Raw genomic sequence first — 26,707 nt, forward strand, 5'->3', positions numbered from 1 at the left:
CGCCCGGCAGCAGCCCGAGTCCGCCCAGGCCCCCGCGCCCGGACGGAACACCCCGCCCGCGAGGGACTACCCGCGTCCCGCCCCCGACGTGAGCAACGCGAAATACGCCTCGAAGGATTCCGCGAGGCTCGCCAGCAGTTCCTTTCCCTTTTCCGCCGAACCGAGGGAAGGACGGCCGATGACGCCCGATTCGGTATAGGCGGACATTCCCACGGTGAGCAGATGACGACGGTCGTCAGCGGTGAAATCGGCGGACTCGTAACCAGGGCGGACGAATTCGGGATGAGCGTGCAGCAGAATCGAGGTCTCGATTTCTCCCGCGTGCATGTCGGTGAGCAGCGAGGTGCGCACCCCCGCCCGCTCCCGCGCCGTCTCCCAGTCCTCGGCGGCCGGGAACAACGCCATCCGCTCGCTGCGCGCGGAGGCCTCCTGGACGACGTTGCCCAGAACGTAGTTGCCGCCGTGCCCGTTGACCACGACGAGCGCGTCGACGCCCGAGCGGCGCAGCGACGCGGCGATGTCCGAGACCACCGCATGGAGGGTCACGGCGGAGATGCTGACGGTCCCCGGCCAGTCCGCGTGCTCGTGCGAGCAGGAGACCGTCACCGGAGGAAGGAGGTGCACCGGGTACGCGGCGGCGATCTCCCGCGCCACGGCACAGGCGACGAGCGTGTCGGTCGCCAGCGGAAGGAACGGACCGTGCTGTTCGAAACTGCCTACGGGAAGGACGGCGACCTGTGTTGAAACGCCCGCCCCCCGCGTCCGTACCACTTCGGTGGTGTCCGCCGGCATCACGCCGTACGCCACGCTGTTTGTCCCCCCACATGCCGCCGCACGCGCGCCCGAACCATCCATCGTTTCACGGCCTTTCGTCTCTGCTTAGGAATCAGATCATGACAGAAAACACCGGCGTCAACATGGGCGTACTCGGCAAGAAGGCTCCGCGGCGTTCGGGCGCGGAACGCGTCGTGAATGCACCGCTGCCCACCGTGTACGGGAATTTCCAGGCGGTCGGCTACCTGGACCACGACCGCGGTGACGAGCAAGTGGCCCTGGTGTACGGCGACATCGGCACCGAGAACGTACTGACCCGGCTGCACTCGGAATGCCTGACCGGGGACGCGTTCGGTTCCCGGCACTGCGAGTGCGGCGACCAGCTGGAGGCCGCGCTGCGTGCCGTCGTCGCCGAAGGCAGCGGGATCGTCGTCTACTTGAGGGGCCACGAGGGCCGCGGCATCGGACTGCTCGCCAAGTTGCGCGCGATGGCCCTGCAGGCGGAGGGCCTGGACACGGTGGAGGCGAACCTCGCGCTCGGCCTGCCCGTCGACGCCCGCGACTACGGCATCGCGGCTCAGATCCTGCACGACCTCGGGGTGCGCTCGGTGCGCCTGATGTCCAACAACCCGCGCAAGCGGGAGGCGCTGGTCCGGCACGGCATCCAGGTCGCCGAGCAGGTACCGCTGCTGATCGAGCCGTGCGAGAGCAACATCACGTACCTGCGCACCAAACGGGAGCGGCTGGACCACATCCTGCCCCATCTGGACGCCGTCGCCCACGGCTCCTGAGGCCGGCCGTCCCGGCGTCCGCCGCCTCCCCCCACGGGCGGCGGGCGCCCGGCGGTCAGCGCACCAGCGCCTCGTGCACCAGCCGCCGCAGCTCCGGGAAGATCTTCAGCGTCTTCGGGCGTACCTGCGTCATGAACTGGACCGTCAGCTCATGGCGCGGATCGACCCAGAACGCGGTGGTGGCCACGCCGGTCCAGCCGTACGTGCCGAGGCTGGAGGGGGCCAGGGTGCGGGACGGGTCGGTCACCACCGACACGTTGAAGCCGAAGCCGAGCCCGTCGTTGCCGGGCTCCTGGTGGACGGGGGCGCCGAAGGACCGCAACGTCGCGTCGCCGGGCAGCTGGTTGCGGGTCATCATGCCGACGCTGTCCGCGGACAGCAGCCGCACGCCGTCCAGTTCGCCGCCCCGGCGCAGCATCTCCATGAACCGGTGGAAGTCGTACGCCGAGGAGACCAGGCCGCCGCTGCCGGACAGGAACCTCGGCCGGCCGTGCACCGGCAGCCCCGGCACCGGCTCGATCCCGCCCCCGTCCGTCTCCCCGTACAACTCGGCCAGTCTGCCCGCCTGTTCGGGCCCGATGTGGAAGCCGGTGTCGGTCATGCCGAGCGGGCGCAGGATCCGCTCGGTGAAGAACGCGTCCAGCGGCTGTCCGGACACCACCTCGATGACACGGCCCAGCACGTTCGACGCCACCGAGTAGTTCCACTGGGTGCCCGGGTCGAACTGCAACGGCATCCGCGCGTACACCTCGACCGTCTGCGCGAGATCGGCGCCGGGCGGCACCGAGTACTCCAGGCCGGACTCCCGGTAGAGGGCGTCGACGGGGTGCCGGTAGTAGAAGCCGAAGGTCAGGCCGGCGGTGTGGGTGAGCAGATGCCGGATCAGGACCGGACCGGCGGCCGGGCGAGTGCGCATCCCGGCGCCGGAACCGCCGTCGTACACCCGGGGTTCGGCGAACGCGGGCAGATGACGTTCGAGCGGGTCGTCCAGGGACAGCCTGCCCTCCTCCACCAGCAGCAGTACCGCGACCGCGGTGACCGGCTTGGTCATGGAGTAGAGCCGCCACAGCGTGTCCGCCTCGACCGGCAGCCCGGCCGCGACATCGCGCCGGCCGTACGTGGTGAGGTGGGCGACCCGGCCGCCACGCGACACGGCCACCAGAAAGCCGGGCAGCCGCCCCTCGTCGACATGGTGCGCGACATGCCGGTCCAGGCGGTCCAGCGCCTTGCCGTCCAGCCCCGCCTCACCGGGGTCGACTTCCTGCAGCAGCCGTGCCATCGCTCTCCTCCCGCCGCCTGGTAAGCGATGCCCCCGGCCGCCCGCCGGGACACATCCGGTCTCATCGTCGCCCAGGAACACCACCGTGGACCCGTTCGTCAGCGGTGTTTGTGATCGACGCGACGCCATCGGCCGCGGGCAGCCCACGATCGCCACCGGTCCCGGCCGCCCTGTTCTTGCCATCGGTCCTCGGCAGCCGGGGGGCGGGGAATGCGGGGGACGATCCGGTGAGTTGACCGTGTCATGAGCGAAGACTCCACCCCGGTCCCCCCGCAGGACGCGCTGCTCGACCTGCTCGCCGAAGGCGACGCCGGCGTCCTGGTCACCCTCAAACGCGACGGCCGCCCCCAGCTGTCCAACGTCAACCACGCCTACTACCCCGACGAGCGCGTCATCCGGATCTCCGTCACCGACGACCGCGCCAAGACCCGCAACCTGCGCCGCGACCCCCGCGCCTCCTACCACGTCACCAGCGCCGACCGCTGGGCGTTCACCGTCGCAGAGGGCACGGCCGAGCTCTCCCCGGTCGCCCAGGACCCTTACGACGACACCGTCGAGGAACTGATCCGCCTCTACAGGGACGTTCAGGGCGAGCATCCGGACTGGGACGACTACCGGGCCGCGATGGTCCGCGACCGCCGCCTGGTGGTCCGGCTGCACGTCGACCGGGCGTACGGTATCCCGAAGCGCTGACCTGCCTCCGGTTCGCGGCTACGACGCCTCGGCGGTCCGCGTCTCGATCGCGCGCAGTACGGCGACCATGTCCTCGTCGCCGTACCCCTGGGCCACCGTCTCCTCGAACAGGGTGTGGCACACGTCGAGGAGCGGTGAGGCCAGGTGTGCCTTGCGGGCCGCCTCGGCGATGAGCCGGTTGTTCTTCAGGACGTCCAGCGCGGCCGCCTGCACCGCGAAGTCCCGGTCGAACAGCTTCGGCGCCTTCATCCGGGAGACCCCGCTGGCCATCGGGCCCGCGGCGAGGACGTCCAGGAACAGCCGCCGGTCCAGGCCCTGGCGCTCGGCGAAGTGGAAGGCCTCGGTCAGCCCGGTCACCTGGGTGATCAGGAAGAGGTTCACGGACAGCTTCATCAGCAGCGCGCCGGGCGCCGGACCGCACACGAACGTCTCCCGGCACATCGGCGCGAGCAGCGGCCGTACGGCGTCCACGGCGTCCTTCTCCCCGGCGAGCATCGCCACCAGCTGCCCCTCCTCCGCCGGCACCCGTGACCCGGAGACGGGTGCCTCGACGTACCGGCCGCCGGCGGCGCGGACGTCGGTCTCCACGGCACGGGAGTACTCGGGGGAGGTGGTGCCCATGTGGACGACGACGCGGCCGGCGACCCGTGCCGCCAGCGCGGGTGTGCCCCGGCCGAGGACGGTGTCGACGGCGGCCTCGTCGGCGAGCATCAGGAGCACCACGTCCGCCCGGGCGAACACCTCGTCGGCGTCCGCGGCGACCTCGGCCCCGGCCGCGCGCAGGGGTGCGGCGCGTTCCGGGGTCCGGTTCCAGACCACCAGGGGGGTGCCGGCGGACACCAGGCGCTGTGCCATGGGCCGGCCCATCACTCCGAGACCGATGAAACCGACGTTCACGGGAACCGCCCTCCGCTCCGGGAGCCGACTATGACCGCTGTCATAGTAGCCGCCGTTATGACGCCGGTCATAGAGTGAGGGCGGCGAGGATCGGAGGTCGGCGATGAGCGAGACACGGCACGGGCCGCGGGAGCGGATGGTCTTCAGCGCGGCCCAGCTCATCCGGCGTGACGGCGTCGCCGCGACCGGCATGCGGGAGGTCGCCGCGCACGCCGGCGCACCACGCGGCTCGCTCCAGCACTATTTCCCGGGCGGGAAGGAACAGCTGGTCAACGAGGCGGTCGGCTGGGCCGGACGGTATGCGGGCAGGCGCATCGCGCGCTTCCTCGCGGGGCTCAAGGAGCCGACGCCGAGCGGACTGTTCGCGGCGATGGTCGCCCAGTGGACCGACGAGTACGCGGCGCACGGCTTCGCGACGGGCTGCCCGGTCGCCGCCGCCACCGTCGACTGCGCCTCGGCCGACGGCTCGACCCGCGAGGCCGTGGCCGCCGCGTTCACGACCTGGCGGACCCCGCTCGCCGAGGCCCTGACCGGCATGGGCGTCCCCGCGGCGCGCGCCGAATCCCTGGCCACGCTGATGATCAGCACCCTGGAGGGCGCGATCCTGATGGCCCGCGCGGAACAGGACGCAGGGCCCTTGACCACGGCGGTACGGGAACTCGGGCCCCTGCTCGACTCGGCGGTGGGCTCGGGCGGGTGAGATGAGCGCGACCGGGGAGTGCGGTCGGGTGGGTGTGGCCGGTGCGGGTTGGGGTGGCCGCTGTGGTGGGGCAGCGGTGCGTTTCCGTGGAGTGGTGCGGCTGGTTCGGCGGATGCCGGGGGGCGTGCTGCGGGTGCGGCGGATCGCGGTCGGCCGGTGCTTGTCCGGGCCCGCCCGCCACACTAGCCTCCGCTCGTGATCAATGGTGCGCATGTGGTGCTCTACAGCCGGGACGCGGAGGCCGACCGGGCCTTCCTGCGCGACACCCTCGGGTGGGCGCACGTCGACGCGGGCCACGGATGGCTGATCTTCCAGGCGCCGCCCACCGAGGTGGCCTGTCACCCCGCCGACGGCGAGCCCGCGCACGAGCTGATGCTGATGTGCGACGACCTCGACGCGACGCGGCGTGAACTCGCCGAGCGGGGAGTGGAGTTCTCCCGGCCGGTCGAGGAGGCCCGCTGGGGCCGGGTGACCGCCCTGCGCCTTCCGGGCGGCGGCGAACTCGCCCTGTACGAGCCGCGGCACCCGAAGCCGTAGGCGGAACACCGCGGGCCGCGGACCCACAGTCCGCGGCCCGTGTAGTGCGGACGGGCGGCCCGCGCAGGCGCCGTTCGGCCCTGCGCGGCCCCCGTGGACCCGGTGCCGACCCCGGGCCCCGGCGGTCCTAGGTCGCCGTGACCCGTTCCGCCCGCCGCGCCGGACCGCCCGACCGCTCGCCGAGCAGTTCGGTCGGGACCTTGTGGGTCTCGCGGGCGGTGAGTGCGGCCAGGGCCGGCGGGAGGCACAGGGCGGCCGTGAACAGGGCCACCGCCGACCAGTCGTCGCCGCCCGGGCCGGCGATCTCGGCGGCGAAGGTGACCGCGAACCCGGCGACCGCGAAGCCGATCTGCGTGCCGACGGCCATGCCCGACAGCCGCACCCGGGTCGCGAACATCTCGCCGTAGAAGGCGGGCCACACACCGTTCGCGGCGCTGTAGACCAGACCGAAGGCCACGATCCCGAGGATCAGGGTCAACGGGTGGGAGCCCGTGGAGATCGCCCACAGATAGCCGGCCATCGCCGCCGCGCTGCCCACCGCGCCGATCAGGAACACCGGCCGGCGCCCGATCCGGTCCGAGAGGGTGGCCCACAGCGGGATCGCGCCCAGCGCGGCGAGGTTCGCCAGGGCGCCCATCCACAGCATGAACGTACGGGACATCCCGACCGCGTCACTGGTGGCGTACGCCAGCGCCCACACCGTGAAGATCGTGCTGACCGAGGCGATGAGCGCGCCCGCGATCACCCGGAGCACGTCCCCCCAGTGCTCGCGCAGCAGCACCGCGAGCGGCAGCCGCACCACACCCTCGGTCGCCGCCTGCCGGGCGAAGGCCGGGGTCTCGCGCAGCCGGCGCCGGATGACGTAACCGACCACGGCGACCGCGAAGCTCAGCCAGAACGGCACCCGCCAGCCCCAGGACAGCAGCTGGTCCTCGGGGAGCCTGGAGACGAGGAGGAAGACCAGCGTGGCGATGAGCTGGCCGCCCTGGGTGCCGCTGAGCGTGAAGCTGGTGAAGAACCCGCGCCGGCCCGGTGGCGCGTGCTCAAGGCTCATGGAACTCGCGCTCGCCTGCTCGCCTGCCGCCGATATGCCCTGCAGCACGCGGCAGAGCACGAGCAGCACCGGCGCGAGCGAGCCGGCCTGGGCGCGGGTGGGCAGACAGCCGATCAGGAACGTCGAGACGCCCATCAGGATGAGCGTGAAGACCATGATCTTCTTGCGGCCGAGCCGGTCGCCGACGTGCCCGAGGACCAGTGCGCCGAGCGGCCGGGCGGCGTAGGCGACGCCGAAGGTGGCGAGCGACAGCAGAGTCGCGGTCGCCGGGTCGGAGGAGTCGAAGAACACCTTCGGGAAGATCAGTGCGGCGGCGCTGCCGTAGACGAAGAAGTCGTAGTACTCCAGGGCACTGCCGATCCAGGCGGCCGTGGCCGCCTTCCAGGGCTGGCCTGGAGGGGCCTCGGCGGCGGGCTCGGGGGCAGGGGTGGGGACGGACACGGCGGCTCCTTCGGGGGACTCCACCCTACGGAAGGGCGGGGTGAGCGACGAGGGGAGGGAGCGGGCGAGGGCCGGATCTCGGCGGCTAATTAACCCACTGGGTAGTTAGTTGTGGTGGGTGGGATGTTGCGCCCGTGTTTCCGCGCTGTCAAGAGTCCGGGCCATCGGTCCGTGCGAGAGTGCGACGGTCCGCACGAGAGTGCGGAGCTGGCGGCGTCAGTCGGCCGCCCGCTCCGCCGTCAGGTAGGCGATCACCATGTCGCCGAGCATGGTGCGGTAGTGGTCCCGCTGGTCGGGGTTCACCAGGTCCCGGCCGAACAGGGCGCCGAAGGTGTGCCGGTTGGACACCCGGAAGAAGCAGAACGAGCTGATCATCGCGTGCAGGTCGACCGCGTCGACGTCGGCCGTGAACAGCCCCGACTCCTGTCCCGCGGTGAGGATCCGGCGGATCACCTCCAGAGCCGGGGAGCCGATCTTCCCGAGCTTCTCGGAGGCCGCGATGTGCTCGGCGCCGTGGATGTTCTCGATGCTGACCAGGCGGATGAAGTCCGGGTGCCGCTCATGGTGGTCGAAGGTCAGCTCCGCCAGGCGGCGGATCGCGGCGACGGGGTCCAGGTGCTCGACGTCCAGCTGCTGCTCGGCCTCGCGGATCACCCCGTACGCCCGCTCCAGCACGGCGGTGAACAGCTGTTCCTTGCCGCCGAAGTAGTAGTAGATCATCCGCTTGGTGGTGCGGGTGAGGGCCGCTATCTCGTCGACCCGCGCGCCGTCGTAGCCGGCCCGCGCGAACTCCTGCGTGGCCACGTCGAGGATCTCGGCCTTGGTGCGGGCCGCGTCGCGCACCCGTCCCCCGGGTCGTACCGGTTCTTCGACGCTGGTCATCGCATTCCTTCGGGCCGGTGGACACCAGGGGGGCACGCTCGCTGTGCGTGCCGGTGATTGTAGAAGCAGGAACACGGGCCGTCGCCGAGGTCTTCCTCACGGCGGCCACGACTGATATAGCTAACGTACTGGTTCGTACATTAGTGCCGCCTCGGGAGGGCCACGTGGCCAAGGACTCGTATCTCGTCGGGCTGATCGGGGCCGGCATCGGCCCCTCGCTCAGCCCCGCCCTGCACCAGCGGGAGGCGGACCGGCAGGGCCTGCGCTACCTCTACCGGCTCCTCGACCTCGACGTCCTCGGGCGGACGCCCGAGGCGGTCGGCGACCTGGTCCGCGCCGCCCGCGATCTCGGCTACGACGGGCTGAACATCACCCACCCCTGCAAGCAGCTGGTCATCGACCACCTCGACGCGCTCGACCCGCGCGCCGAGGCGCTCGGCGCGGTCAACACCGTGGTCTTCGACGACGGCCGGGCCATCGGCCACAACACCGACGTGACCGGTTTCGCCGCCGCCTTCGCGCGCGGTCTGCCGGACGCCCCACTGGAGCGGGTCGTCCAGCTCGGCGCGGGCGGCGCGGGCGCGGCCGTCGCCCATGCCGTACTCACCCTGGGCGCCGGGCGGGTCACCGTCGTCGACGCGCTGCCCGAGCGTGCCGCCGCGCTCGCCGACTCGCTGGTACGGCACTTCGGCCCCGGCCGGGCGGGAGCGGCGACGGTCGACAGGCTTCCGGCGCTGCTCGGGGAGGCCGACGGCTGTGGGGGGCTGGTCCATGCCACCCCCACCGGCATGGCCGCGCATCCCGGGCTGCCCCTGCCCGCGGAGCTGCTGCATCCCGGGCTGTGGGTCGCCGAGGTCGTCTATCGGCCGCTGGAGACCGAGCTGCTGCGGGCCGCACGCGTGCGTGGCTGTGCCGCACTGGGCGGGGGCGGGATGGCCGTGTTCCAGGCCGCCGACGCGTTCCGGCTGTTCACCGGGAGAGAGCCGGACAGTGGGCGGATGCTGGCCGACTTCGGGGAACTGGTGGGCGTCGAGCGCTCGGGGAGTGCTGTCGGATGACGAGGAACACGGACATGCACACCTCCATCGCCACCGTCTCCCTCAGCGGCACCCTCACCGAGAAGCTCGCCGCCGCCGCGCGTGCCGGGTTCGGCGGGGTGGAGATCTTCGAGAACGACCTCCTCGCCTGCCCGCTCGCGCCCGAGGAGATCCGTGCCCGCTGTGCCGACCTCGGGCTGAGCATCGATCTGTATCAGCCGATGCGCGACGTCGAAGGCGTGCCCGAGGAGATCTTCGTGCGCAATCTGCGGCGCGCCCGGCACAAGTTCGAGCTGATGAACCGGCTCGGCGCGGACACCGTCCTCGTGTGCTCCAGTGTGTCGCCGGACGCCGTGGACGACGACGCCCGAGCGGCCGGTCAGCTCGCTCGACTGGCCGGACTCGCCGAGGAGTCCGGGATACGGGTGGCGTACGAGGCGCTCGCCTGGGGCCGGCACGTGAACACCTACGAACACGCGTGGCGGATCGTCGAGGCCGCCGACCATCCGGCGCTCGGCGTCTGTCTGGACAGTTTCCACATCCTGTCCCGCGGCTCCGACCCGAAGGGCATCGAGGACATCCCCGGCGAGAAGATCTTCTTCCTGCAACTCGCCGACGCCCCGCTGCTCGCGATGGACGTCCTGCAGTGGAGCCGTCACTACCGCTGCTTCCCCGGCCAGGGCGGCTTCGACGTGGCCGGGCTGGTACGGCACGTCCTCGCCGCCGGATACCGCGGGCCGCTGTCCCTGGAGGTCTTCAACGACGTCTTCCGGCAGGCCGACGCCGGCCCCACCGCCGTCGACGCCCACCGCTCCCTGCTGCTCCTGCGGGAGGCCGTCGGCGCCGCCGAACTGCCGCCGCCCGTCGTGCCCACCGGGGTGGCCTTCGCCGAACTCCTCACCCCGGACGCCGAACCCGTCACCGCGCTGCTGACCGCGCTCGGCTTCACCCGTGCCGCCCGGCACCGCGGCAAGCCCGTCGACCTGTGGCAGCACGGCGAGGCCCGCGTCCTGGTCAACACCGCCGCCACCGCCCGCCGCGACGGCACCCGGCTCGCCGCGATCGGCCTGGAGTCCCCGGACCCCGCCGCTGCCGCCCGCCGCGCAGAGGCCCTGCTCGCACCCGTCCTGCCCCGCCACCGCGCCCCCGGGGACGCCCCGCTCGACGCCGTCGCGGCCCCCGACGGCACCGAACTGTTCCTGTGCGCCACCGGCGACCGCGAACTCCCCGACTGGCGGGCCGACTTCGCCGACCTGCCGGACACCCCGGCGCCCTCCACCACCCGCATCGACCATCTCGCCCTCACCCAGCCCTGGCACCACTTCGACGAGGCCACGCTCTTCCACCGCAGCGTCCTCGGCCTCACCGCCCAGGAGAGCGTCGACCTCGCCGACCCCTACGGCCTGATGCGCAGCCGGGCCGTCGCCAACGCCGACGGCAGCGTCCGTATCGCCCTCGGCGTCGGCGCGGCACCCACCGACGACACCGTGCACGCGGCGCACATCGCGCTGGCCACGGACGACGTGGTGGCCGCGGCCCGCGCCTTCCGCGCCGCGGGCGGCCGGCTGCTGCCGGTGCCGGGCAACTACCACGACGACCTCGCCGCCCGGTACGACCTCCCCGACGACGAGCTGGAGACCTACCGGGACCTCGGCATCCTCTACGACCGGGACGCGGGCGGCGCCTTCCGCCACTGCTACACCGAGACCGTCGGCCGGGTCTTCTTCGAACTCGTCCAGCGCGACCCCGGCTACCAGGGGTACGGCGCCGCGAACGCCCCGGTCCGGCTCGCGGCCCAGCACGCGGGGCGGCGCTGACAGGGGCGGGCGGAGGAACGGGGCGACAGAGCAGGAGGGAAGAGCAGTACGGAAGAGGAGGTGAAGGAGCCGGTGAGCCCGCGGTGAAACCTCGGTGAGACCCGGCCCCGGCACCCGCCGCCCCGCGTTGCGGCGGCCGATACTCGCACGGTCCAGGACATACCCGGTGTCCCGGACCCGAGTGTCCCGTACCGGGTGCCTGGAACTCCCATGCCGATCCCCGGCCGGCCGGCCGCTGTTGCGGCCCCACCTGCCGCCGACCGCGACCGTCACGCCGCCGGCCACCCCGCCCCCGGCCGCCTTCCGGAAGCTGGTGGACACCGGACGGCTGCACTATGTCCTCGTGCCGCGTGCCGACCTGCGTCCCGGCGCCCTCGCGGCCGCCCGTCCCGTCGGGGCACTGCTGCGCTGGACCGCCACCCACTGCGCGCTCGTCCCGCTGGCCGCCTACGACCCCGGCGACCGGATCCGGCTGCTGTACCACTGCGGCCCGGCTCACCAGGGGTGAACCGGGCCGCGTACGAAGGGACTTGCCGAGCGGGAGCCGTTACGGCCGTCTGTTCCACTCGGCGATCACGGGCCGCCCGTGCTCGGTGGACAGCCGGCTGACCGTGCCCGTGGCCAGCTGGAACAGCCGGCCCTCGGCGGGCGGCAGACCCAGTCGGCGGGCGGTGAGCACCCGCAGGAAGTGGGCGTGGGCGACGAGGACCACGTCCCCCTCCGCCAGGGCCGGGGACAGCCGGGCCAGCACCCGGTCGGCGCGGGCGCCGACCTCCCGTGGTGACTCGCCCGGGTGCCCGTCGGGTCCGGGCGGCACGCCGTCGGTCCACAGGTCCCAGCCGGGGCGCGTGCGGTGGATGTCGACCGTGGTGACACCCTCGTAGCCGCCGTAGTCCCACTCGTGCAGGTCGGGGTCGGGCACGACCCCGGTCAGGCCCGCCAGTTCGGCGGTGCGCAGCGCGCGGCCCAGCGGGCTGGCGAGCGCCAGGGCGTAGGTCCGGCCGGTGAGGAGCGGGGCGAGGGACTTGGCCTGTTCCTCACCGGGCCCGGTCAGGGGCAGGTCGGTCCAGCTGGTGTGCTGTCCCGACCGGCTCCACTCCGTCTCACCGTGGCGGACCAGCAGGAGGTCCCCCACGGCGGGTCAGCCCTTCTTCTCGACCGCGTGGCCGCCGAACTGGTTGCGCAGCGCCGCGATCATCTTCATCTGCGGGGAGTCGTCCTGCCGGGAGGCGAACCGGGCGAACAGGGAGGCGGTGATCGCGGGCAGCGGCACGGCGTTGTGGATCGCCGCCTCGACGGTCCAGCGGCCCTCGCCGGAGTCCTCCGCGTAGCCGCGCAGCTTCTGAAGGTGCTCGTCCTCGTCCAGGGCGTTGACCGCGAGGTCCAGCAGCCAGGAACGGATGACGGTGCCCTCCTGCCAGGAGCGGAACACCTCGCGGACGTTCTCCACCGAGTGCACCTTCTCCAGCAGCTCCCAGCCCTCGGCGTAGGCCTGCATCATGGCGTACTCGATGCCGTTGTGGACCATCTTGGAGAAGTGCCCCGCGCCGACCCGGCCCGCGTGGACGTAGCCGTACGGGCCCTCCGGCTTGAGCGCCTCGAAGATCGGCTTCAGCGGCTCGACGTGCTGCTTCTCGCCGCCGACCATGAGCGCGTAGCCGTTCTCCAGGCCCCACACACCGCCGGAGACACCGGCGTCGACGAAGCCGATGCCCTTGATGCCGAGGGCGGCGGCGTGCTTCTCGTCGTCCGTCCAGCGGGAGTTGCCGCCGTCGATCACGGTGTCGCCCGGCTCCAGCAGGTCGCCGAGCTCGTCGATGACGGTCTGCGTGGCGGTGCCGGCCGGGACCATCACCCACACATGGCGGGGGGCGTCCAGCTTCTCGACCAGTTCGGCGAGGGACTTGACGTCGGAGACCTCGGGGTTGCGGTCGTAACCGAGGACGGTGTGGCCGGCGCGGCGGATCCGCTCGCGCATGTTGCCGCCCATCTTGCCGAGACCGATGAGACCGAGCTGCATATCAGTTCACTTCCGATGCGTTCTTGAGCGTGCGGTAGGCGGAGACGAGGGCCGTGGTGGACGGGTCGAGACCCGGGACGTCCGCGCCCTCGGTGAGAGCGGGCTCGACGCGCTTGGCGAGGACCTTGCCCAGCTCCACGCCCCACTGGTCGAAGGAGTCGATGTTCCACACCGCTCCCTGCACGAACACCTTGTGCTCGTAGAGGGCGATCAGCTGGCCGAGCACGGACGGGGTCAGCTCGCCTGCGAGGATGGTGGTGGTGGGGTGGTCACCGCGGAAGGTGCGGTGCGGGACCTGCTCCTCGGGGACGCCCTCGGCGCGGACCTCCTCGGCGCTCTTGCCGAAGGCGAGGGCCTGGGTCTGGGCGAAGAAGTTGGCCATCAACAGGTCGTGCTGCGCCTTGAGTTCCTCGCTCAGCTCGCCGACGGGCCGGGCGAAGCCGATGAAGTCCGCCGGGATCAGCTTGGTGCCCTGGTGGATCAACTGGTAGTAGGCGTGCTGGCCGTTGGTGCCCGGCGTGCCCCACACCACCGGCCCGGTCTGCCACTCCACCGGCCGGCCGTCGCCCTGCACCGACTTGCCGTTGGACTCCATGTCGAGCTGCTGGAGATAGGCGGTGAACTTCGACAGGTAGTGGCTGTAGGGCAGGACGGCGTGCGACTGGGCGTCGTGGAAGTTGCCGTACCAGATGCCCAACAGGCCCAGGATCAGTGGGGCGTTGGCCTCGGCGGGTGCGGTGCGGAAGTGGTCGTCGACCAGCCGGAAGCCGTCGAGCATCTCCCGGAACCTCTCCGGGCCGATGGCGATCATCAGGGACAGGCCGATCGCGGAGTCGTACGAGTAGCGGCCGCCGACCCAGTCCCAGAACTCGAACATGTTGTCCGGGTCGATGCCGAACTCGGTGACCTTCTCCGCGTTCGTGGACAGCGCCACGAAGTGCTTGGCGACGGCCTTCTCGTCGCCGTCGAAGGCGTTCAGCAGCCAGGAGCGCGCCGAGGTCGCGTTGGTGATCGTCTCGATCGTGGTGAACGTCTTGGACGCGACGATGAACAGCGTCTCCGCCGGGTCCAGGTCACGGGTGGCCTCGTGCAGGTCGGCGCCGTCCACGTTCGACACGAACCGGAACGTCAACTCCCGTGCGGTGTACGGGCGCAGCACCTCGTAGGCCATCGCGGGGCCGAGGTCGGAGCCGCCGATGCCGATGTTGACGACGTTCCTGATGCGCTTGCCGGTGTGGCCGGTCCACTCGCCGGAGCGGACCTTGCCGGCGAAGTCGGCCAGCTTGTCGAGGACGGCGTGCACCTTCGGCACGACGTTCTCCCCGTCGACCTCGATCACCGCCTCGCGCGGGGCGCGCAGCGCGGTGTGCAGGACCGCACGGTTCTCGGTGACGTTGATCCTCTCGCCGCGGAACATGGCGTCGCGCAGCGCGAACACGCCGGTGGCGGTGGCGAGTTCCTGGAGGAGAGCCAGGGTCTCGTCGGTGATCAGGTGCTTGCTGTAGTCGATGTACAGGTCGCCGACCCGTACGACGTACCGCTCGGCTCGGCCGGGGTCCGCCGCGAACAGGTCGCGCAGGTGCGGCTGCCCCTCGGCGCGGTGGTCGGCGAGGGCCGTCCACTCGGGCCGGTTGGTGAGCTTCACAAACTCGGACTGAGCCATCTCAGGCGTTCTCCTTGGCGGCCTCGCCCTTGAGGGCGATGGCGTACATCTCGTCGGCGTCGAGGCGGCGCAGTTCCTCGGCGATGAGTTCGGAGGTGGGGCGGACCTTCAGGGCCAGGGTGCGCGGCGGCTGGCCGGGCAGGGACAGCGTGGCGAGGGGGCCCTCGGGACGGTCGATGCGGATCTCGCCGTTCTGGGTGCCCAGCCGTACGGCGGTGACGACCGGTCCGGCGGTGACCACGCGGTCCACGGACACCCGCAGGCGGGCCTCCAGCCAGCGGGCCAGCAGCTCGGCGCTGGGATTGTCCGCCTCCGCCTCGACGGCCGCCGACGTGATCCGCACCCGGGCCTGGTCGAGGGCGGCGGCCAGCATGGACCGCCACAGCGTGAGCCGGGTCCAGGCGAGGTCGGTGTCGCCGGGGGCGTAGTTGCGGGCGCGGGTCTCCAGGACCTCCATCGGCCGCTCGAACGCGTACAGGTCGGTGATCCGGCGCTGCGCGAGCGCGCCGAGCGGGTCCTCGGCCGGGGCGTCGGGGGCGTCCACCGGCCACCACACGACGACCGGCGCGTCCGGCAGCAGCAGCGGCAGCACGACCGAGTCGGCGTGGTCGGACACCTCGCCGTAGGTGCGCAGCACGACCGTCTCGCCGGTGCCGGCCTCGGAGCCCACCCGGACCTCGGCGTCCAGCCGCGAGTGGGTGCGGTCGCGCAGGGTGCGGACGTGCCGCTTGATGACGACCAGGGTCCGCATGGGGTGCTCGTGCGAGGCGTCCTCCGCGGCCTTGATCGAGTCGTAGGCGTTCTCCTCGTCCGTGACGATGACCATCGTCAGGACCATGCCCACGGCCGGGGTGCCGATGGCGCGGCGGCCCTGCACCAGCGCCTTGTTGATCTTGCTTGCCGTGGTGTCGGTCAGGTCGATCTTCATGGCCTGCGCCAGCTCCGTCCGTCTCGTGCGAGCATCTCGTCCGCTTCCCTCGGTCCCCAGCTGCCCGACGCGTACTGCGCCGGCCGCCCGTGCGCCGCCCAGTACTCCTCGATCGGGTCGAGGATCTTCCAGGACTCTTCCACTTCCTGGTGACGGGGGAACAAATTCGCGTCGCCGAGCAGCACGTCCAGGATGAGCCGCTCGTACGCCTCCGGGCTGGACTCGGTGAACGACTCGCCGTACGCGAAGTCCATCGACACGTCCCGGATCTCCATCGAGGTGCCCGGCACCTTGGAGCCGAACCGCACGGTCATGCCCTCGTCCGGCTGGACGCGGATCACGATCGCGTTCTGCCCGAGTTCCTCGGTGGCGGTGGAGTCGAAGGGGGAGTGCGGGGCCCGCTTGAACACCACCGCGATCTCGGTGACCCGGCGGCCCAGCCGCTTGCCGGTGCGCAGGTAGAAGGGGACGCCCGCCCAGCGGCGGTTGTCGATGCCCAGCTTGATCGCGGCGAAGGTGTCGGTCTTCGACTTCGGATCGATGCCTTCCTCCTGGAGGTAGCCGACGACCTTCTCGCCGCCCTGCCAGCCGCCCGCGTACTGGGCCCGCACGGTGTGCCTGCCCAGGTCCCGCGGCAGCCGCACCGACTTCAGCACCTTCAGCTTCTCGGTGAGCAGCGCCTCCGCGTCGAACGCGATCGGCTCCTCCATGGCGGTCAGCGCCATGAGCTGCAGCAGGTGGTTCTGGATGACGTCACGGGCGGCGCCGATGCCGTCGTAGTAACCGGCGCGGCCGCCGATGCCGATGTCCTCGGCCATGGTGATCTGCACGTGGTCGACGTAACTGCGGTTCCAGATCGGCTCGTACATCTGGTTGGCGAAGCGCAGCGCCAGGATGTTCTGGACGGTCTCCTTGCCGAGGTAGTGGTCGATGCGGAACACCTGGTCCGGTTCGAACACGTCGTGCACGATCGCGTTCAGCTCGCGGGCGCTGGCCAGGTCGTGGCCGAACGGCTTCTCGATGACCGCGCGCCGCCAGGAACCCTTCGGCGGGCTCGCCAGGCCGTGCTTCTTCAGCTGCTGCACGACCTTCGGGAAGAACCGGGGCGGCACCGAGAGGTAGAACGCGAAGTTGCCGCCGGTGCCGCGGGAGGCGTCCAGCTCCTCCACCGCGTCCTTCAGCTGCTTGAAGGCGGTGTCGTCGTCGAAGTCGCCGGGGATGAACCGCATGCCCTCGGCGAGCTGCTGCCACACCTCCTCGCGGAACGGGGTGCGGGCGTGCTCCTTCACGGCGTCGTGCACGAGCTGCGCGAAGTCCTGGTCCTCCCACTCGCGGCGGGCGAACCCGACGAGGGAGAAGCCCGGCGGCAGCAGACCGCGGTTGGCGAGGTCGTACACCGCCGGCATCAGCTTCTTGCGGGACAGGTCACCGGTCACACCGAAGATGACCAGCCCGGACGGGCCGGCGATGCGGGGGAGCCTGCGGTCGCGGGTGTCCCGCAGCGGGTTCTCCCAGTCGGCGGCCGGGGCCACCGGGACCTGCACCGCCTCGGGTGCGGGCGCCTTGGGTGCGGGCGGCTCGGCGGCGGGGGCGTTCTCGGTCATCGGGCGTCAACTCCCTTGCTCTTCAGGGACGTCGTCACGGCGTCCAGCAGCTCCTGCCAGGCCGCCTCGAACTTGGCGACGCCCTCGTCCTCCAGCTGCTGGACGACCGCGTCGTAGGAGATGCCGAGCCGCTCGACGGCGGCCAGGTCGGCGCGGGCCTGCGCGTAGCCGCCGGTCACCGTGTCGCCGGTGATCTCGCCGTGGTCGGCGACGGCGTTCAGGGTGGCCTCCGGCATGGTGTTGACCGTGCCCGGCGCGACCAGTTCGTCCACGTACAGGGTGTCCTTATAGGCCGGGTCCTTCACCCCCGTGGAGGCCCACAGCGGGCGCTGCTTGTTGGCCTTGGCACCGGCCAGCGCGACCCAGCGGGCGGAGGCGAAGACCTCCTCGTACGCCTCGTAGGCGAGCCGGGCGTTGGCAAGGGCCGCGCGGCCCTTGAGGGCGAGGGCCTCGTCGGTGCCGAGGGCGGTCAGCCGCTTGTCGATCTCGGAGTCCACGCGGGAGACGAAGAAGGACGCCACCGAGTGGATCGTGGCGAGGTCGATGCCGCGCTCCTCGGCCTTCTCCAGGCCGGCCAGGTAGGCGGCCATGACCTCGCGGTAGCGCTCCAGGGAGAAGATCAGGGTCACGTTGACGCTGATGCCGAGGCCGATGACCTCGGTGATGGCCGGCAGGCCCGCCTTGGTCGCCGGGATCTTGATCATCACGTTGGGGCGGTCGACCAGCCAGAAGAGCTGCTTGGCCTCGGCGACGGTCGCCTTCGTGTCGTGCGCCAGGCGCGGGTCGACCTCGATGGAGACCCGGCCGTCCCGGCCGCCGGAGGCGTCGTACACCTCACGCAGGATGTCGGCGGCGTCGCGCACGTCGGCGGTCGTCATCATCCGCACCGCCTCGTCCACGGTCACACCGCGTACGGCGAGGTCGGCCAGCTGCTCCTCGTAGCCCTCGCCCGAGCCGATGGCGGCCTGGAAGATCGAGGGGTTCGTGGTGACACCGACGGCGCTCCCGCTCGCCACCAGCTCGGCGAGGCTGCCCGAGGTGATCCGCTTGCGCGACAGGTCGTCGAGCCAGATCGACACGCCCTCGTCGGCGAGGCGCTTGAGGGCTCCCGGGGTCGCGATTGCTTCGGTCACAGTGATCATTCTTCTTTCGGGTCGTATCGGGCGTCGGTGTCAGGCGCGCGCGGCGGCGAGCGACTCGCGGGCCGCGGCGGCGACGTTCTCGGGGGTGAAGCCGAACTCGGCGAACAGGGTCTTGGCGTCGGCGGAGGCGCCGAAGTGCTCGAGGGAGACGATGCGTCCCGCGTCGCCCACGTACCGGTACCAGGTCAGACCGATCCCGGCCTCGACGGCGACCCGGGCCTTCACGGCCAGCGGCAGCACCCGCTCGCGGTACTCGCGGGGCTGCTCCTCGAACCACTCCACGGACGGCATCGACACCACGCGCGTGCCGATCCCCTCGGCCTGAAGCTGCTCGCGTGCGGCCACGGCCAGCTGCACCTCGGAGCCCGTCGCGATGATGATCACCTCCGGGACCTGCGTCGAGGACTCGCGCAGCACGTAGCCGCCCTTGGCCGCGTCCTCGTTCGGCGCGTACACCGGCACGCCCTGGCGGGTGAGCGCGAGCCCGTGCGGGGCGGGGTTCACGGCGTGCCTCTTCAGGATCTCGGCCCAGGCCACCGCGGTCTCGTTGGCGTCGGCCGGGCGGACGACGTTCAGGCCCGGGATCGCGCGCAGCGAGGCCAGGTGCTCGACCGGCTGGTGGGTGGGGCCGTCCTCGCCGAGGCCGACGGAGTCGTGCGTCCACACGTAGGTCACCGGCAGCTGCATCAGCGCCGACATGCGGACGGCGTTGCGCATGTAGTCGGAGAACACCAGGAAGGTGCCGCCGTAGATCCGGGTGTTGCCGTGCAGGGCGATGCCGTTCATCTCCGCGGCCATGGAGAACTCGCGGATGCCGAAGTGGACGGTACGGCCGTAGGGGTCGGCCTCGGGCAGCGGGTTGCCCTTGGGCAGGAAGGAGCTGGTCTTGTCGATGGTGGTGTTGTTGGAGCCGGCCAGGTCGGCGGAGCCGCCCCACAGCTCCGGGATGACGGGGCCGAGGGCCTGCAGCACCTTGCCGGAGGCGGCGCGGGTCGCGACCGACTTGCCCTCCTCGAACACCGGCAGCGCGTCCTGCCAGCCCTCGGGCAGCTCGCCCTTGCTGACGCGGTCGAACAGCTCGGCGCGCTGCGGCTGCGCGGCACGCCACTCGGCGATCCGCTTATCCCAGGCGGCGTGCGCCTCGGCACCCCGGTCCAGGGCCCGCCGGGTGTGCTTCAGGACGTCGTCCTCGACCTGGAAGGTGTGCTCCGGGTCGAAGCCGAGGACGCGCTTGGTGGCGGCGATCTCCTCGTCGCCGAGCGCGGAGCCGTGGGAGGCCTCGGTGTTCCGCGCGTTCGGGGCGGGCCAGGCGATGATCGTGCGCATCGCGATGATGGAGGGCCGCTCGGTCTCGGCCTGCGCGGCCGTCAGCGCCGCGTACAGGGCGGGCACGTCGATGTCGCCTTCGGCGGTGGGATCGATGCGCTGGGTGTGCCAGCCGTAGGCCTCGTACCGCTTCAGCACGTCCTCGGAGAAGGCGGTCGCGGTGTCGCCCTCGATGGAGATGTGGTTGTCGTCGTAGAGGAAGACCAGGTTGCCGAGCTTCTGGTGACCGGCGAGCGAGGAGGCCTCGGCGCAGACGCCCTCCTCCAGGTCGCCGTCGGAGACGATCGCCCAGACGGTGTGGTCGAAGGGGGAGGTGCCCGCGGGGGCCTCCGGGTCGAACAGGCCGCGCTCGTAGCGGGCGGCCATCGCCATGCCGACCGCGTTGGCGACACCCTGGCCGAGCGGGCCGGTGGTGGTCTCCACGCCGGCGGTGTGGCCGTACTCGGGGTGGCCCGGGGTCTTGGAGCCGTGCGTGCGGAACGCCTTCAGGTCGTCCAGCTCCAGCTCGTACCCGGAGAGGAACAGCTGCGTGTACAGCGTCAGCGAGGTGTGGCCGGGGGACAGAACGAAACGATCCCGGCCGGTCCACTCGGGGTCGGCGGGATCGTGACGCATCACCTTCTGAAAGATCGTGTACGCGGCAGGTGCCAGGCTCATCGCCGTGCCCGGGTGCCCGTTGCCCACCTTCTGCACCGCATCGGCCGCCAGCAGACGGGCGGTGTCCACGGCACGCCGGTCGAGGTCGGTCCACTCGAAGCTGTCGGAAGTCTGCGTGGTCATCTTCAAGAAGTCCTCGTTCAGTGCGGGATTGCTGGCCTGACGCGTTCAAACTTAAAAGTCTGACTTTTTCGAGGAAAGGTCGGGGTGTGTCAGCCTGTGGTGAATCTGGGACAGTGATCGCGCGACAGGGACGGCACGAAAAGGACATGGCTGACAGAACGCCCCAAGGTGAGGGGCCGAGCGCGGGCGGTGAGGGCATCAGGACCTTCCCCTTCCCGACCGAACTGGCCGTCGGCGGCGTCGGCATGCAGGTCGGCCCCATGGGCGCCGACCACGCCTGGCACGCCGACGCCCCCCTGCACCGCGTCCACCGCATCGACTTCCACGTCATCATGCTGTTCACCGACGGCCCCGTACGGCACATGATCGACTTCGCCGAGTACGAGGCCGGCGCCGGCGACCTGCTGTGGATCCGCCCCGGACAGGTCCACCGCTTCTCCCGCGAGGCCGTGTACCGCGGAACCGTCCTGACCATGCAGCCCGGCTTCCTGCCGCGCGCCACCGTTGAGACCACCGGCCTGTACCGCTACGATTTCCCGCCCCTGCTGCACCCCGGCCCGGACCGGCTCGCCGCGCTCCAGGCCTCCCTCGACCAGCTGCGGCGCGAGTACGAGGACACCGCCACGCTCCCGCTCAGCCTGCACACCGCCGTCCTGAGGCACACCCTCACCGCGTTCCTGCTGCGCCTCGCGCACCTCGCGGCCAGCTCCGCCGAGGCCGGCCGGCAGCAGACGGACAGCACCTTCACCCGCTTCCGGGACGCCGTCGAGCAGGGCTTCGCCACCAACCACAGCGTCAGCGCCTACGCCGACGCCCTCGGCTACTCCCGCCGCACCCTCGTCCGCGCCGTCCGCGCCGCCACCGGCGAGACCCCCAAGGGATTCATCGACAAACGCGTCGTGCTGGAGGCCAAGCGCCTCCTCGCCCACACCGACCTGCCGATCGGCCGTGTCGGCGTGGCCGTGGGCTTTCCCGACGCGGCGAACTTCACCAAGTTCTTCCATCTGCACACCGGTCAGACACCGGTGGCGTTCCGCGCGGAGCTGCGGTAGCGCACCCGTCTTCCGCGCGCTGACCGTCCCGCACATGACGAGTCGGGGGTTGGCCCATGGGTGCGGGCCAACCCCCTGTCGCCGGCCGATCAGTGGCCGAAGTCGAACCAGTTGACGTTCACGTAGTCGGCCGGCTGGCCGCTGGTGAAGGTCAGGTACACGTCGTGGGTGCCGGTGACCGAGCCGATGTTGGCCGGGATCGTCCGCCAGGACTGCCAGCCCCCGGTGTTGCCGACGGCGAAGCTGCCGATGGGGGCGTTGCTCCGGCTGTCCAGGCGTACCTCGACCAGTCCGCTGACGCCGTCGGCCGCGCCGCTCGCCACCCGGGCGTAGAACTGGGTGGCCGCCGTGGAGCCGAAGTTCACGCCCTTGTACAGCGCCCAGTCGCCGTTCGCGATCCAGCCGATGTCCTGGCCGCCGCCGGTGTCCGTGGTGGTCTCGGTGCTGATGCCGGACTGGCTGTCGTAGGACTCGGCCTGGACGGCGCTGTAGGCGTCGCGGTTGCCGGGCGGCGGGGGAGTGGTGCCGCCGCCGCTGCCCGAGGACTGCAGGACCTGTACGTAGTCGACGACCATCGGGTGACCGGGCTCCGTGGCGCTGGTCGGGCCGCCGCCGAAGGCGCCGGGGAAGCCGCCGCCCATCGCCACGTTCAGGATGACGAAGAAGCCGTGGTTCGTGGCGTTGGCCCAGGTGGTGGCGTCCATCTGGTTCGCCGTGACGGTCTGGTAGTTGACGCCGTCGACGTAGAAGCGGATCGCCTCCGGGCTCACCGAGCGGTCCCACTCCATGGTGTACGTGTGGAAGCCCGACTGGCACGTGGTGTTGGGACACGCCGTCGAGTTGCCGAGGCCCGTGGTCTCGTTGCAGGGGCCGCCCGGGTTGGTGCCGCAGTGCATGGTGGCCCACGTCTTGTTCAGGCCCTGGACGTTCTCCATGACGTCCAGCTCGCCGACGCTCGGCCAGTTCTGGTAGTTGCCGCGGTAGGGCGCGCCCAGCATCCAGAAGGCGGGCCAGTAGCCGGCGGCCGCGTTCCCGGTGACGTTGGGCATCTGGATGCGGGCCTCGACGCGCAGCTTGCCGCCGGCCGGGGGCTGGAAGTCGGTCCGGGTGGTCTCGATCCGGCCGGAGGTCCAGTTGCCGGAGGCGTCGCGGCGCGGGGTGATGAGCAGGTCGCCGCTGCCGTCGAGGGCCACGTTGTTCGTGCTGGAGGTCATCGTCTCGACCTCGCCGGTGCCCCAGTTCGCGGCCCCGCCCGGATACGAAGTCCCGGTGTCGTACTGCCAGTTGGACGTGTTCACGCCGGAGCCCGCCGCGCCGTTGAAGTCGTCCAGGAAGACCTGGGACCAGCCCGAGGGAGGGGTGGGCGCGGTGGCGCCGGCGGGTGCGGTGGCGGCCGTGGCGACGGCCACCGCCAGGCCGAGCGTGGCGACGGCGGCGACCAGCGCGCGCCGCAGGGGGCGGGGTCTGGGGATGCCGGAGGATTCGCTCATGGGAGGCCTCTCGGTAGGTACGGGGAGTGTGCGGGGGGTGTGAGAGCGCTCCCATGCCGAAGCTGAGAGCGCTCTCAAGGTGCCGCCAATGTGCTCCCCGCCCCTGCGGCCGTCAAGACGTGAAACAAAGAAAGTCCTTGACCCGCAAGGGAGTTCACGGGGTGAAGCCGCCCGTACCGGCTCAGACCGCGCTGCCCGCCTTCCAGTCGGCCCAGGACAGGAACCGCACCCCGCCAGGGCCGCCGCGGCGGGTGCCGCGCCGAGCGCGGCGAGCAGACCGCGCCGGGACCACCTCCGAGGCTGCCGTCCGGACCGGTTCGAAATGTGCGCCACTGACACGACACGCCTTCCTGAGTTCTCCCGACGGTGCCTGGGCATCCTGCGAGGCTTGTCTGGGATGCTCCTTTGAATCCGGAGGGTGCTTCCTGAGATGCCCGTGAGGAGTCACCCCTCCTCGTCCCCTCCGACCGACTGAGGACAGCGCATGAACGGATCTCCGGCGAGCGTCGTCGAGGCGGCCTTCCGGCACTACCGGTCACAGGACCGCGAGGCGGCCCTGCCCCTCTACGCCGACGACTTCACCTTCACCAGCCCCCGCGACGACCGCATCGGCAAAGCGGCGTTCTTCGAGCGCTGCTTCCCCACCGCGGACCGGTTCACCGAGCAGCGGATCCTGCACCTCGTCGCCGCCGACGCCGAAGTGGTGTTCGTCCAGTACGAGTACGAGCTGACCAGCGGCGAGCGTTACCGCAACATGGAGGCGATCACCGTCCGCGACGGACTCGTCCGGGAGGTGCAGGTCTTCTTCGGCGGACGGGTTTGAAGGCTCCCCGCCCGGCACCCGCACTTCTCATGCCCGCCGCTCCGGCCGCCAGCCAAGCGCCCGCGAGATTCCCCGGGCCGCCAGCCGTACCGCCGGAGCCAGCGCCGGCACCTGGGCGCCCGCCCGGGGCACCACCACCGACACCGCCGCCACCACGTCCCCGCCCGGCCCGCGTACCGCCGCCGCCACCGACAGCGCGTCCTCCGTCACCTGACGCTCGCTCACGGCCACGCCGGCCCGGCGCACTTCGGCGAGCGTACGTCGCAGACGCACCGGATCCGTGATCGTGTACGGCGTGAACGCCGCCAGCGGGCCGGCGCAGTACTCCTCCTGCACATCCGGATCGGCATGGGCGAGGAGGACCAGCCCGACGCCGGTGGCGTGCAGCGGCCAGCGCGCGCCGACCCGGATGTGCACGCCCACCGCCGACCGGGCCGACAGCCACTCGATGTAGACGACCTCCGCGCCATCGCGCACGGCCAACTGCACGTTCTCGTGCGTCGCCTCGTACAGGTCCTCCAGGTACGGCAGCGCCAGCTGTCTGAGGCCCAGACCGCGCGGCGCGAGCGCGGCCACCTCCCACAGCCGCAGCCCCACGTGGTACACCCCGGACGCGTCGCGCTCCAGCGCGCCCCACGCGGTCAGGGCGCCCGCCAGCCGGTGCGCGGTGGTCAGGCTGAGCCCGGCCCGACGGCTGATGTCCGTCAGGGACAGGGCGGGGTGCTCGTGGTCGAACGCGGCGAGCACGGCCAGCAGACGGTCGGCCGCGGAGCGCTCGCTCACGGACCACCTCACCCTGTCGCCGTTCGTCCCGGCCGGGATCGTAACCGACGACCCCGCTCCACGCCGCCCGGCCGCGGCCGGTGGGCGCAGGACGACGAGCCGGTGACCATGTGGCCCGCGTTGTGCACCACCACGTCCAGTCGGCCCTCGGCGGCGAGCACGGGGTCCACCGCCGCGTCGGCGGAGTCCTGGGAGGTGACGTCCAGCTCGACGGCGTACAGGGACACGCCGTGCTCGGCCGCCTACCGGTCCAGGCCGGCCACGGCGGGTGCGTTGCGGCCGGTCGTCTGCCGGATGCCCGCGTAGAGGGTGTGACCGGCGTCGGCCAGGGCGCGCACGGGGCGGCGGTCAGTGCGTCATGAAGGAGGCGACGGGCAGCGGGCGGGAGACGATCCGGACGTCGCCGAGGCGTCCGTGCAGGATCTGGTCGATCCTGTCCGCGTACTCGTAGCCGCCGAGCAGCCAGGGGCGCCCGGACGAGGCGATGCCGATCGCGGGGGCGTGCGGGTTGCGAGCCACGGGGCAGCCCTGGACGTACATGGTCGTGTGCCGTCCGTCGTTGACCACGGCAAGGTGCCACCAGGTCTCGCGGGCGGTCTCGTCGCCCCAGTTGGTGGCGAGCTGCTGCTGGTTGAGCGGGTGGACGGCCCACTGCGGGCCGGGGCCGTCGGAGAGGGACAGCGTGGCCAGCGGCTCGTCCGGGTCGTCCGTGACCGTGCCCACCGAGCCGTTGCGGCCGGTGCGGCTCACCAGGCCGGACCAGGCGTTGTGCGAGGCGTCCCAGTCGGCGGGCAGCCAGTAGAACGCCTCGATGGTGTAACCGTCTTCGAAGGTGGCAGAGTCGAGCGGGGCACCGTCGACCGTCCTCAGATACGCCCCCTTCAGCGGCGACTTGTAGCCCTGGAACTCCAGGCTGCCGTGGCCGGGCTGGTCGGGGTGGTGGTCCGCCGACCAGCCGAGCGTGCCGCCGCCCACCGAGACCACGTTCAGGTCGTTGCCGTGGCCGGACAGGTCGCGGACGGTGCCGGACACGGGCGACTCGAAGCGCCAGTACGCGACCGTCCCCCGGACCAGCATCTGCGAGGCCGGCCGCGCCGGGCGGGGCGGTACCGGGTCGAAGCCGGAGAAGCGGTCGGCGAAGTCGATCTCGACGGAGAAGCGGTCCGCGTCGCCGCTGAGCTCCATCTCCTGCCGTTCCAGCTCGTTGAGGCCCTTCTTGGCCCGGCCGAGGATCCACGGCGAGACCGTCTCCACGTCGATGACGTTCCGGTCCAGGTCGAAGTGGTAGAGGCGGATCATCGCCGCGCCGCCGAAGTAGCGGTTCTGGTAGTTCGTGAGGTGCAGGTGCACCTCGTTGCCGGCCGCGTTCTTGCGGATCGCGCGGCCCGCGGGCCAGTAGTGGCCGTTCAGGGTCAGGAAGATCTGGTCGTGGTCGGCGATCAGCTGGTCCCACAGCTGCTGCCCGTAGTCGGACAACCGGTCGTCGGCCACGGCGAGTTCATGCGTCGTGAGAATGACCGGCGTCCTCGGGTGCTGCGCCAGCACGTCCCTCGCCCACGCGTAGCCCTTGGCCGACAGCCGCCAGTCCAGCGCCAGCACCAGCCACTCGCGGCCGGCCGCCTTGAACAGGTGGCAGGTGTTGTAGCCGTCCGCGGAGGCGCCCCCGAATGTCGGCTTGCCCTTGAACCGCTGCGGTCCGAAGGCGTCCAGGTACGGGGTCGAGCCGCGCTGGTCGTCCGTCGACGACCGGATGTCGTGGTTGCCCGCCAGGACGCTGTAGCCGACGCCCCGCCGGTCGAGCAGCCCGAACGCCTCGCTGATCGCGGCGAACTCCTCCTCGGCGCCGTTCTGCGTGAGGTCGCCGAGGTGGGACAGGAAGACGATGTTCTCTTCCCCGCCGTGCTCCAGCAGATAGCGCAAAGACGCCTCGATGGGCGCGGGGTTGATGCTGGGCCCGTCGAAGAGGTACTGGGTGTCGGGCATCACCGCGAGGGTGAAGCGGCGGCTCTGCGCATCGGGCCGCCAACCGCTCTGCGAGGCGGCCTCGGCGGCGGCCGGCAGGGCGACCGAGGCGGTGGCGGCGGCGCCCAGCAGCGCGGTCGCCCTGAGGAAACCGCGTCGTCCGGCACCGGCCTGCGCGGCCTCGCCCTGGCTGTGGTCATGCGACGTACACACGTGTGCTCCGTGAGGGGTG

Annotated in this window: 25 protein-coding genes; 9 read left to right on the top strand and 16 right to left on the bottom strand. The window is 71.5% G+C overall.

Going from position 1 to position 26,707, the window contains the following annotated elements:
• Positions 1-66 precede the first annotated feature (66 nt).
• The gene (locus ACQPXS_RS38485) at positions 67-855 is read right to left on the bottom strand and encodes a creatininase family protein (RefSeq protein WP_433454054.1); all 789 of its coding nucleotides are present in this window, start codon (positions 853-855) and stop codon (positions 67-69) included.
• A gap of 38 nt (positions 856-893) precedes the next feature.
• Between ACQPXS_RS38485 and ribA the strand changes: the two genes are divergently transcribed.
• Complete coding sequence (ribA, locus tag ACQPXS_RS38490; protein WP_351806819.1) at positions 894-1,565, top strand: GTP cyclohydrolase II; 672 nt, start codon at positions 894-896, stop codon at positions 1,563-1,565.
• 55 nt (positions 1,566-1,620) lie between these two features.
• On the opposite strand, the gene ACQPXS_RS38495 is transcribed toward ribA, so the two are convergent.
• The gene (locus ACQPXS_RS38495; RefSeq protein WP_433454056.1) at positions 1,621-2,844 is read right to left on the bottom strand and encodes a serine hydrolase domain-containing protein; all 1,224 of its coding nucleotides are present in this window, start codon (positions 2,842-2,844) and stop codon (positions 1,621-1,623) included.
• Between the two features lie 243 nt (positions 2,845-3,087).
• On the opposite strand from ACQPXS_RS38495, the gene ACQPXS_RS38500 reads away from it, so the two are divergent.
• The gene (locus ACQPXS_RS38500) at positions 3,088-3,537 is read left to right on the top strand and encodes a PPOX class F420-dependent oxidoreductase (protein WP_433454058.1); all 450 of its coding nucleotides are present in this window, start codon (positions 3,088-3,090) and stop codon (positions 3,535-3,537) included.
• An 18-nt stretch (positions 3,538-3,555) separates the two neighbouring features.
• On the opposite strand, the gene ACQPXS_RS38505 is transcribed toward ACQPXS_RS38500, so the two are convergent.
• Positions 3,556-4,626, bottom strand: coding sequence for an NAD(P)-dependent oxidoreductase (locus ACQPXS_RS38505; RefSeq protein ID WP_433454060.1), 1,071 nt, complete (start codon positions 4,624-4,626; stop codon positions 3,556-3,558).
• Between ACQPXS_RS38505 and ACQPXS_RS38510 the strand changes: the two genes are divergently transcribed.
• Both ACQPXS_RS38510 and ACQPXS_RS38515 read left to right on the top strand, forming a co-directional pair.
• The gene (locus tag ACQPXS_RS38510) at positions 4,538-5,134 is read left to right on the top strand and encodes a TetR/AcrR family transcriptional regulator (protein WP_433454061.1); all 597 of its coding nucleotides are present in this window, start codon (positions 4,538-4,540) and stop codon (positions 5,132-5,134) included. The genes ACQPXS_RS38505 and ACQPXS_RS38510 overlap by 89 nt on opposite strands.
• 195 nt (positions 5,135-5,329) lie before the next feature.
• Entirely contained in the window at positions 5,330-5,671 is a 342-nt protein-coding gene (locus tag ACQPXS_RS38515) for a VOC family protein (RefSeq protein WP_365322991.1), read from the top strand.
• 127 nt (positions 5,672-5,798) lie between these two features.
• Here the strand turns inward: ACQPXS_RS38515 and ACQPXS_RS38520 are convergent, their stop codons facing one another.
• A complete protein-coding gene (locus ACQPXS_RS38520; protein WP_433454062.1) occupies positions 5,799-7,166 on the bottom strand; it encodes an MFS transporter in 1,368 nt (455 codons plus the stop codon).
• Positions 7,167-7,382: 216 nt separating this feature from the next.
• A complete protein-coding gene (locus ACQPXS_RS38525) occupies positions 7,383-8,048 on the bottom strand; it encodes a TetR family transcriptional regulator (protein WP_433454063.1) in 666 nt (221 codons plus the stop codon).
• A 164-nt stretch (positions 8,049-8,212) separates the two neighbouring features.
• Between ACQPXS_RS38525 and ACQPXS_RS38530 the strand changes: the two genes are divergently transcribed.
• From ACQPXS_RS38530 to ACQPXS_RS38540, 3 genes are all read left to right on the top strand, one after another.
• Positions 8,213-9,106, top strand: a complete 894-nt coding sequence (locus ACQPXS_RS38530; protein ID WP_356310997.1) for a shikimate dehydrogenase — start codon at positions 8,213-8,215, stop codon at positions 9,104-9,106.
• Between the two features lie 14 nt (positions 9,107-9,120).
• Positions 9,121-10,902 carry a bifunctional sugar phosphate isomerase/epimerase/4-hydroxyphenylpyruvate dioxygenase family protein gene (locus ACQPXS_RS38535; RefSeq protein WP_433456155.1) on the top strand — a complete coding sequence of 594 codons (1,782 nt, stop codon included), beginning with the start codon at positions 9,121-9,123 and terminating at the stop codon, positions 10,900-10,902.
• A gap of 166 nt (positions 10,903-11,068) precedes the next feature.
• Complete coding sequence (locus ACQPXS_RS38540) at positions 11,069-11,410, top strand: hypothetical protein (RefSeq protein WP_433454064.1); 342 nt, start codon at positions 11,069-11,071, stop codon at positions 11,408-11,410.
• Positions 11,411-11,449: 39 nt separating this feature from the next.
• On the opposite strand, the gene ACQPXS_RS38545 is transcribed toward ACQPXS_RS38540, so the two are convergent.
• The 7 genes from ACQPXS_RS38545 to tkt are packed head-to-tail and all read right to left on the bottom strand — an operon-like array spanning position 11,450 to position 20,365.
• Positions 11,450-12,037, bottom strand: coding sequence for a histidine phosphatase family protein (locus ACQPXS_RS38545; RefSeq protein ID WP_433454066.1), 588 nt, complete (start codon positions 12,035-12,037; stop codon positions 11,450-11,452).
• Between the two features lie 6 nt (positions 12,038-12,043).
• Entirely contained in the window at positions 12,044-12,922 is an 879-nt protein-coding gene (gene gnd / locus ACQPXS_RS38550) for a phosphogluconate dehydrogenase (NAD(+)-dependent, decarboxylating) (RefSeq protein WP_433454067.1), read from the bottom strand.
• A 1-nt stretch (position 12,923) separates the two neighbouring features.
• A complete protein-coding gene (gene pgi, locus ACQPXS_RS38555) occupies positions 12,924-14,585 on the bottom strand; it encodes a glucose-6-phosphate isomerase (RefSeq protein ID WP_433454068.1) in 1,662 nt (553 codons plus the stop codon).
• A 1-nt stretch (position 14,586) separates the two neighbouring features.
• A complete protein-coding gene (gene opcA, locus ACQPXS_RS38560) occupies positions 14,587-15,513 on the bottom strand; it encodes a glucose-6-phosphate dehydrogenase assembly protein OpcA (protein ID WP_433454069.1) in 927 nt (308 codons plus the stop codon).
• Positions 15,510-17,117: a glucose-6-phosphate dehydrogenase gene (gene zwf / locus ACQPXS_RS38565; RefSeq protein ID WP_433454070.1), complete on the bottom strand. Its 1,608-nt coding sequence runs from the start codon at positions 17,115-17,117 to the stop codon at positions 15,510-15,512. Before zwf ends, opcA begins: the two co-directional genes overlap by 4 nt.
• Positions 17,114-18,259: a transaldolase gene (tal, locus tag ACQPXS_RS38570; protein ID WP_433454071.1), complete on the bottom strand. Its 1,146-nt coding sequence runs from the start codon at positions 18,257-18,259 to the stop codon at positions 17,114-17,116. Before tal ends, zwf begins: the two co-directional genes overlap by 4 nt.
• A 30-nt stretch (positions 18,260-18,289) precedes the next feature.
• Positions 18,290-20,365 carry a transketolase gene (gene tkt / locus ACQPXS_RS38575; RefSeq protein WP_433454073.1) on the bottom strand — a complete coding sequence of 692 codons (2,076 nt, stop codon included), beginning with the start codon at positions 20,363-20,365 and terminating at the stop codon, positions 18,290-18,292.
• Between the two features lie 146 nt (positions 20,366-20,511).
• On the opposite strand from tkt, the gene ACQPXS_RS38580 reads away from it, so the two are divergent.
• Complete coding sequence (locus ACQPXS_RS38580) at positions 20,512-21,417, top strand: helix-turn-helix domain-containing protein (RefSeq protein ID WP_433454074.1); 906 nt, start codon at positions 20,512-20,514, stop codon at positions 21,415-21,417.
• A gap of 89 nt (positions 21,418-21,506) precedes the next feature.
• Here the strand turns inward: ACQPXS_RS38580 and ACQPXS_RS38585 are convergent, their stop codons facing one another.
• On the bottom strand, positions 21,507-22,907 hold the full coding sequence (locus tag ACQPXS_RS38585) for a glycoside hydrolase family 16 protein (protein ID WP_433454075.1): 1,401 nt from the start codon (positions 22,905-22,907) through the stop codon (positions 21,507-21,509).
• A gap of 484 nt (positions 22,908-23,391) precedes the next feature.
• On the opposite strand from ACQPXS_RS38585, the gene ACQPXS_RS38590 reads away from it, so the two are divergent.
• Entirely contained in the window at positions 23,392-23,730 is a 339-nt protein-coding gene (locus tag ACQPXS_RS38590) for a nuclear transport factor 2 family protein (RefSeq protein ID WP_433454077.1), read from the top strand.
• Positions 23,731-23,757: 27 nt separating this feature from the next.
• On the opposite strand, the gene ACQPXS_RS38595 is transcribed toward ACQPXS_RS38590, so the two are convergent.
• From ACQPXS_RS38595 to ACQPXS_RS38605, 3 genes are all read right to left on the bottom strand, one after another.
• Positions 23,758-24,513, bottom strand: coding sequence for an IclR family transcriptional regulator (locus ACQPXS_RS38595; protein ID WP_365323150.1), 756 nt, complete (start codon positions 24,511-24,513; stop codon positions 23,758-23,760).
• Positions 24,514-24,521: 8 nt separating this feature from the next.
• The gene (locus tag ACQPXS_RS38600) at positions 24,522-24,740 is read right to left on the bottom strand and encodes an SDR family oxidoreductase (protein ID WP_433454079.1); all 219 of its coding nucleotides are present in this window, start codon (positions 24,738-24,740) and stop codon (positions 24,522-24,524) included.
• Positions 24,741-24,861: 121 nt separating this feature from the next.
• Positions 24,862-26,688: a LamG-like jellyroll fold domain-containing protein gene (locus ACQPXS_RS38605; protein WP_433454081.1), complete on the bottom strand. Its 1,827-nt coding sequence runs from the start codon at positions 26,686-26,688 to the stop codon at positions 24,862-24,864.
• Between the last annotated feature and the right edge of the window lie 19 nt (positions 26,689-26,707).

The organism is Streptomyces sp. CA-142005 (genome assembly GCF_050942335.1).
Classification (GTDB): domain Bacteria; phylum Actinomycetota; class Actinomycetes; order Streptomycetales; family Streptomycetaceae; genus Streptomyces.

Excerpts from the sequence above, each read along its gene's own strand:
- ACQPXS_RS38485 (WP_433454054.1), bottom strand. The coding sequence starts at position 855 with ATGGATGGTTCGGGCGCGCGTGCGGCGGCATGTGGGGGGACAAACAGC.
- ribA (WP_351806819.1), top strand. The coding sequence starts at position 894 with ATGACAGAAAACACCGGCGTCAACATGGGCGTACTCGGCAAGAAGGCT.
- ACQPXS_RS38495 (WP_433454056.1), bottom strand. The coding sequence starts at position 2,844 with ATGGCACGGCTGCTGCAGGAAGTCGACCCCGGTGAGGCGGGGCTGGAC.
- ACQPXS_RS38500 (WP_433454058.1), top strand. The coding sequence starts at position 3,088 with ATGAGCGAAGACTCCACCCCGGTCCCCCCGCAGGACGCGCTGCTCGAC.
- ACQPXS_RS38510 (WP_433454061.1), top strand. The coding sequence starts at position 4,538 with ATGAGCGAGACACGGCACGGGCCGCGGGAGCGGATGGTCTTCAGCGCG.
- ACQPXS_RS38505 (WP_433454060.1), bottom strand. The coding sequence starts at position 4,626 with ATGCCGGTCGCGGCGACGCCGTCACGCCGGATGAGCTGGGCCGCGCTG.
- ACQPXS_RS38525 (WP_433454063.1), bottom strand. The coding sequence starts at position 8,048 with ATGACCAGCGTCGAAGAACCGGTACGACCCGGGGGACGGGTGCGCGAC.
- ACQPXS_RS38535 (WP_433456155.1), top strand. The coding sequence starts at position 9,121 with ATGCACACCTCCATCGCCACCGTCTCCCTCAGCGGCACCCTCACCGAG.
- gnd (WP_433454067.1), bottom strand. The coding sequence starts at position 12,922 with ATGCAGCTCGGTCTCATCGGTCTCGGCAAGATGGGCGGCAACATGCGC.
- pgi (WP_433454068.1), bottom strand. The coding sequence starts at position 14,585 with ATGGCTCAGTCCGAGTTTGTGAAGCTCACCAACCGGCCCGAGTGGACG.
- opcA (WP_433454069.1), bottom strand. The coding sequence starts at position 15,513 with ATGAAGATCGACCTGACCGACACCACGGCAAGCAAGATCAACAAGGCG.
- zwf (WP_433454070.1), bottom strand. The coding sequence starts at position 17,117 with ATGACCGAGAACGCCCCCGCCGCCGAGCCGCCCGCACCCAAGGCGCCC.
- tal (WP_433454071.1), bottom strand. The coding sequence starts at position 18,259 with ATGATCACTGTGACCGAAGCAATCGCGACCCCGGGAGCCCTCAAGCGC.
- tkt (WP_433454073.1), bottom strand. The coding sequence starts at position 20,365 with ATGACCACGCAGACTTCCGACAGCTTCGAGTGGACCGACCTCGACCGG.
- ACQPXS_RS38580 (WP_433454074.1), top strand. The coding sequence starts at position 20,512 with ATGGCTGACAGAACGCCCCAAGGTGAGGGGCCGAGCGCGGGCGGTGAG.
- ACQPXS_RS38585 (WP_433454075.1), bottom strand. The coding sequence starts at position 22,907 with ATGAGCGAATCCTCCGGCATCCCCAGACCCCGCCCCCTGCGGCGCGCG.
- ACQPXS_RS38590 (WP_433454077.1), top strand. The coding sequence starts at position 23,392 with ATGAACGGATCTCCGGCGAGCGTCGTCGAGGCGGCCTTCCGGCACTAC.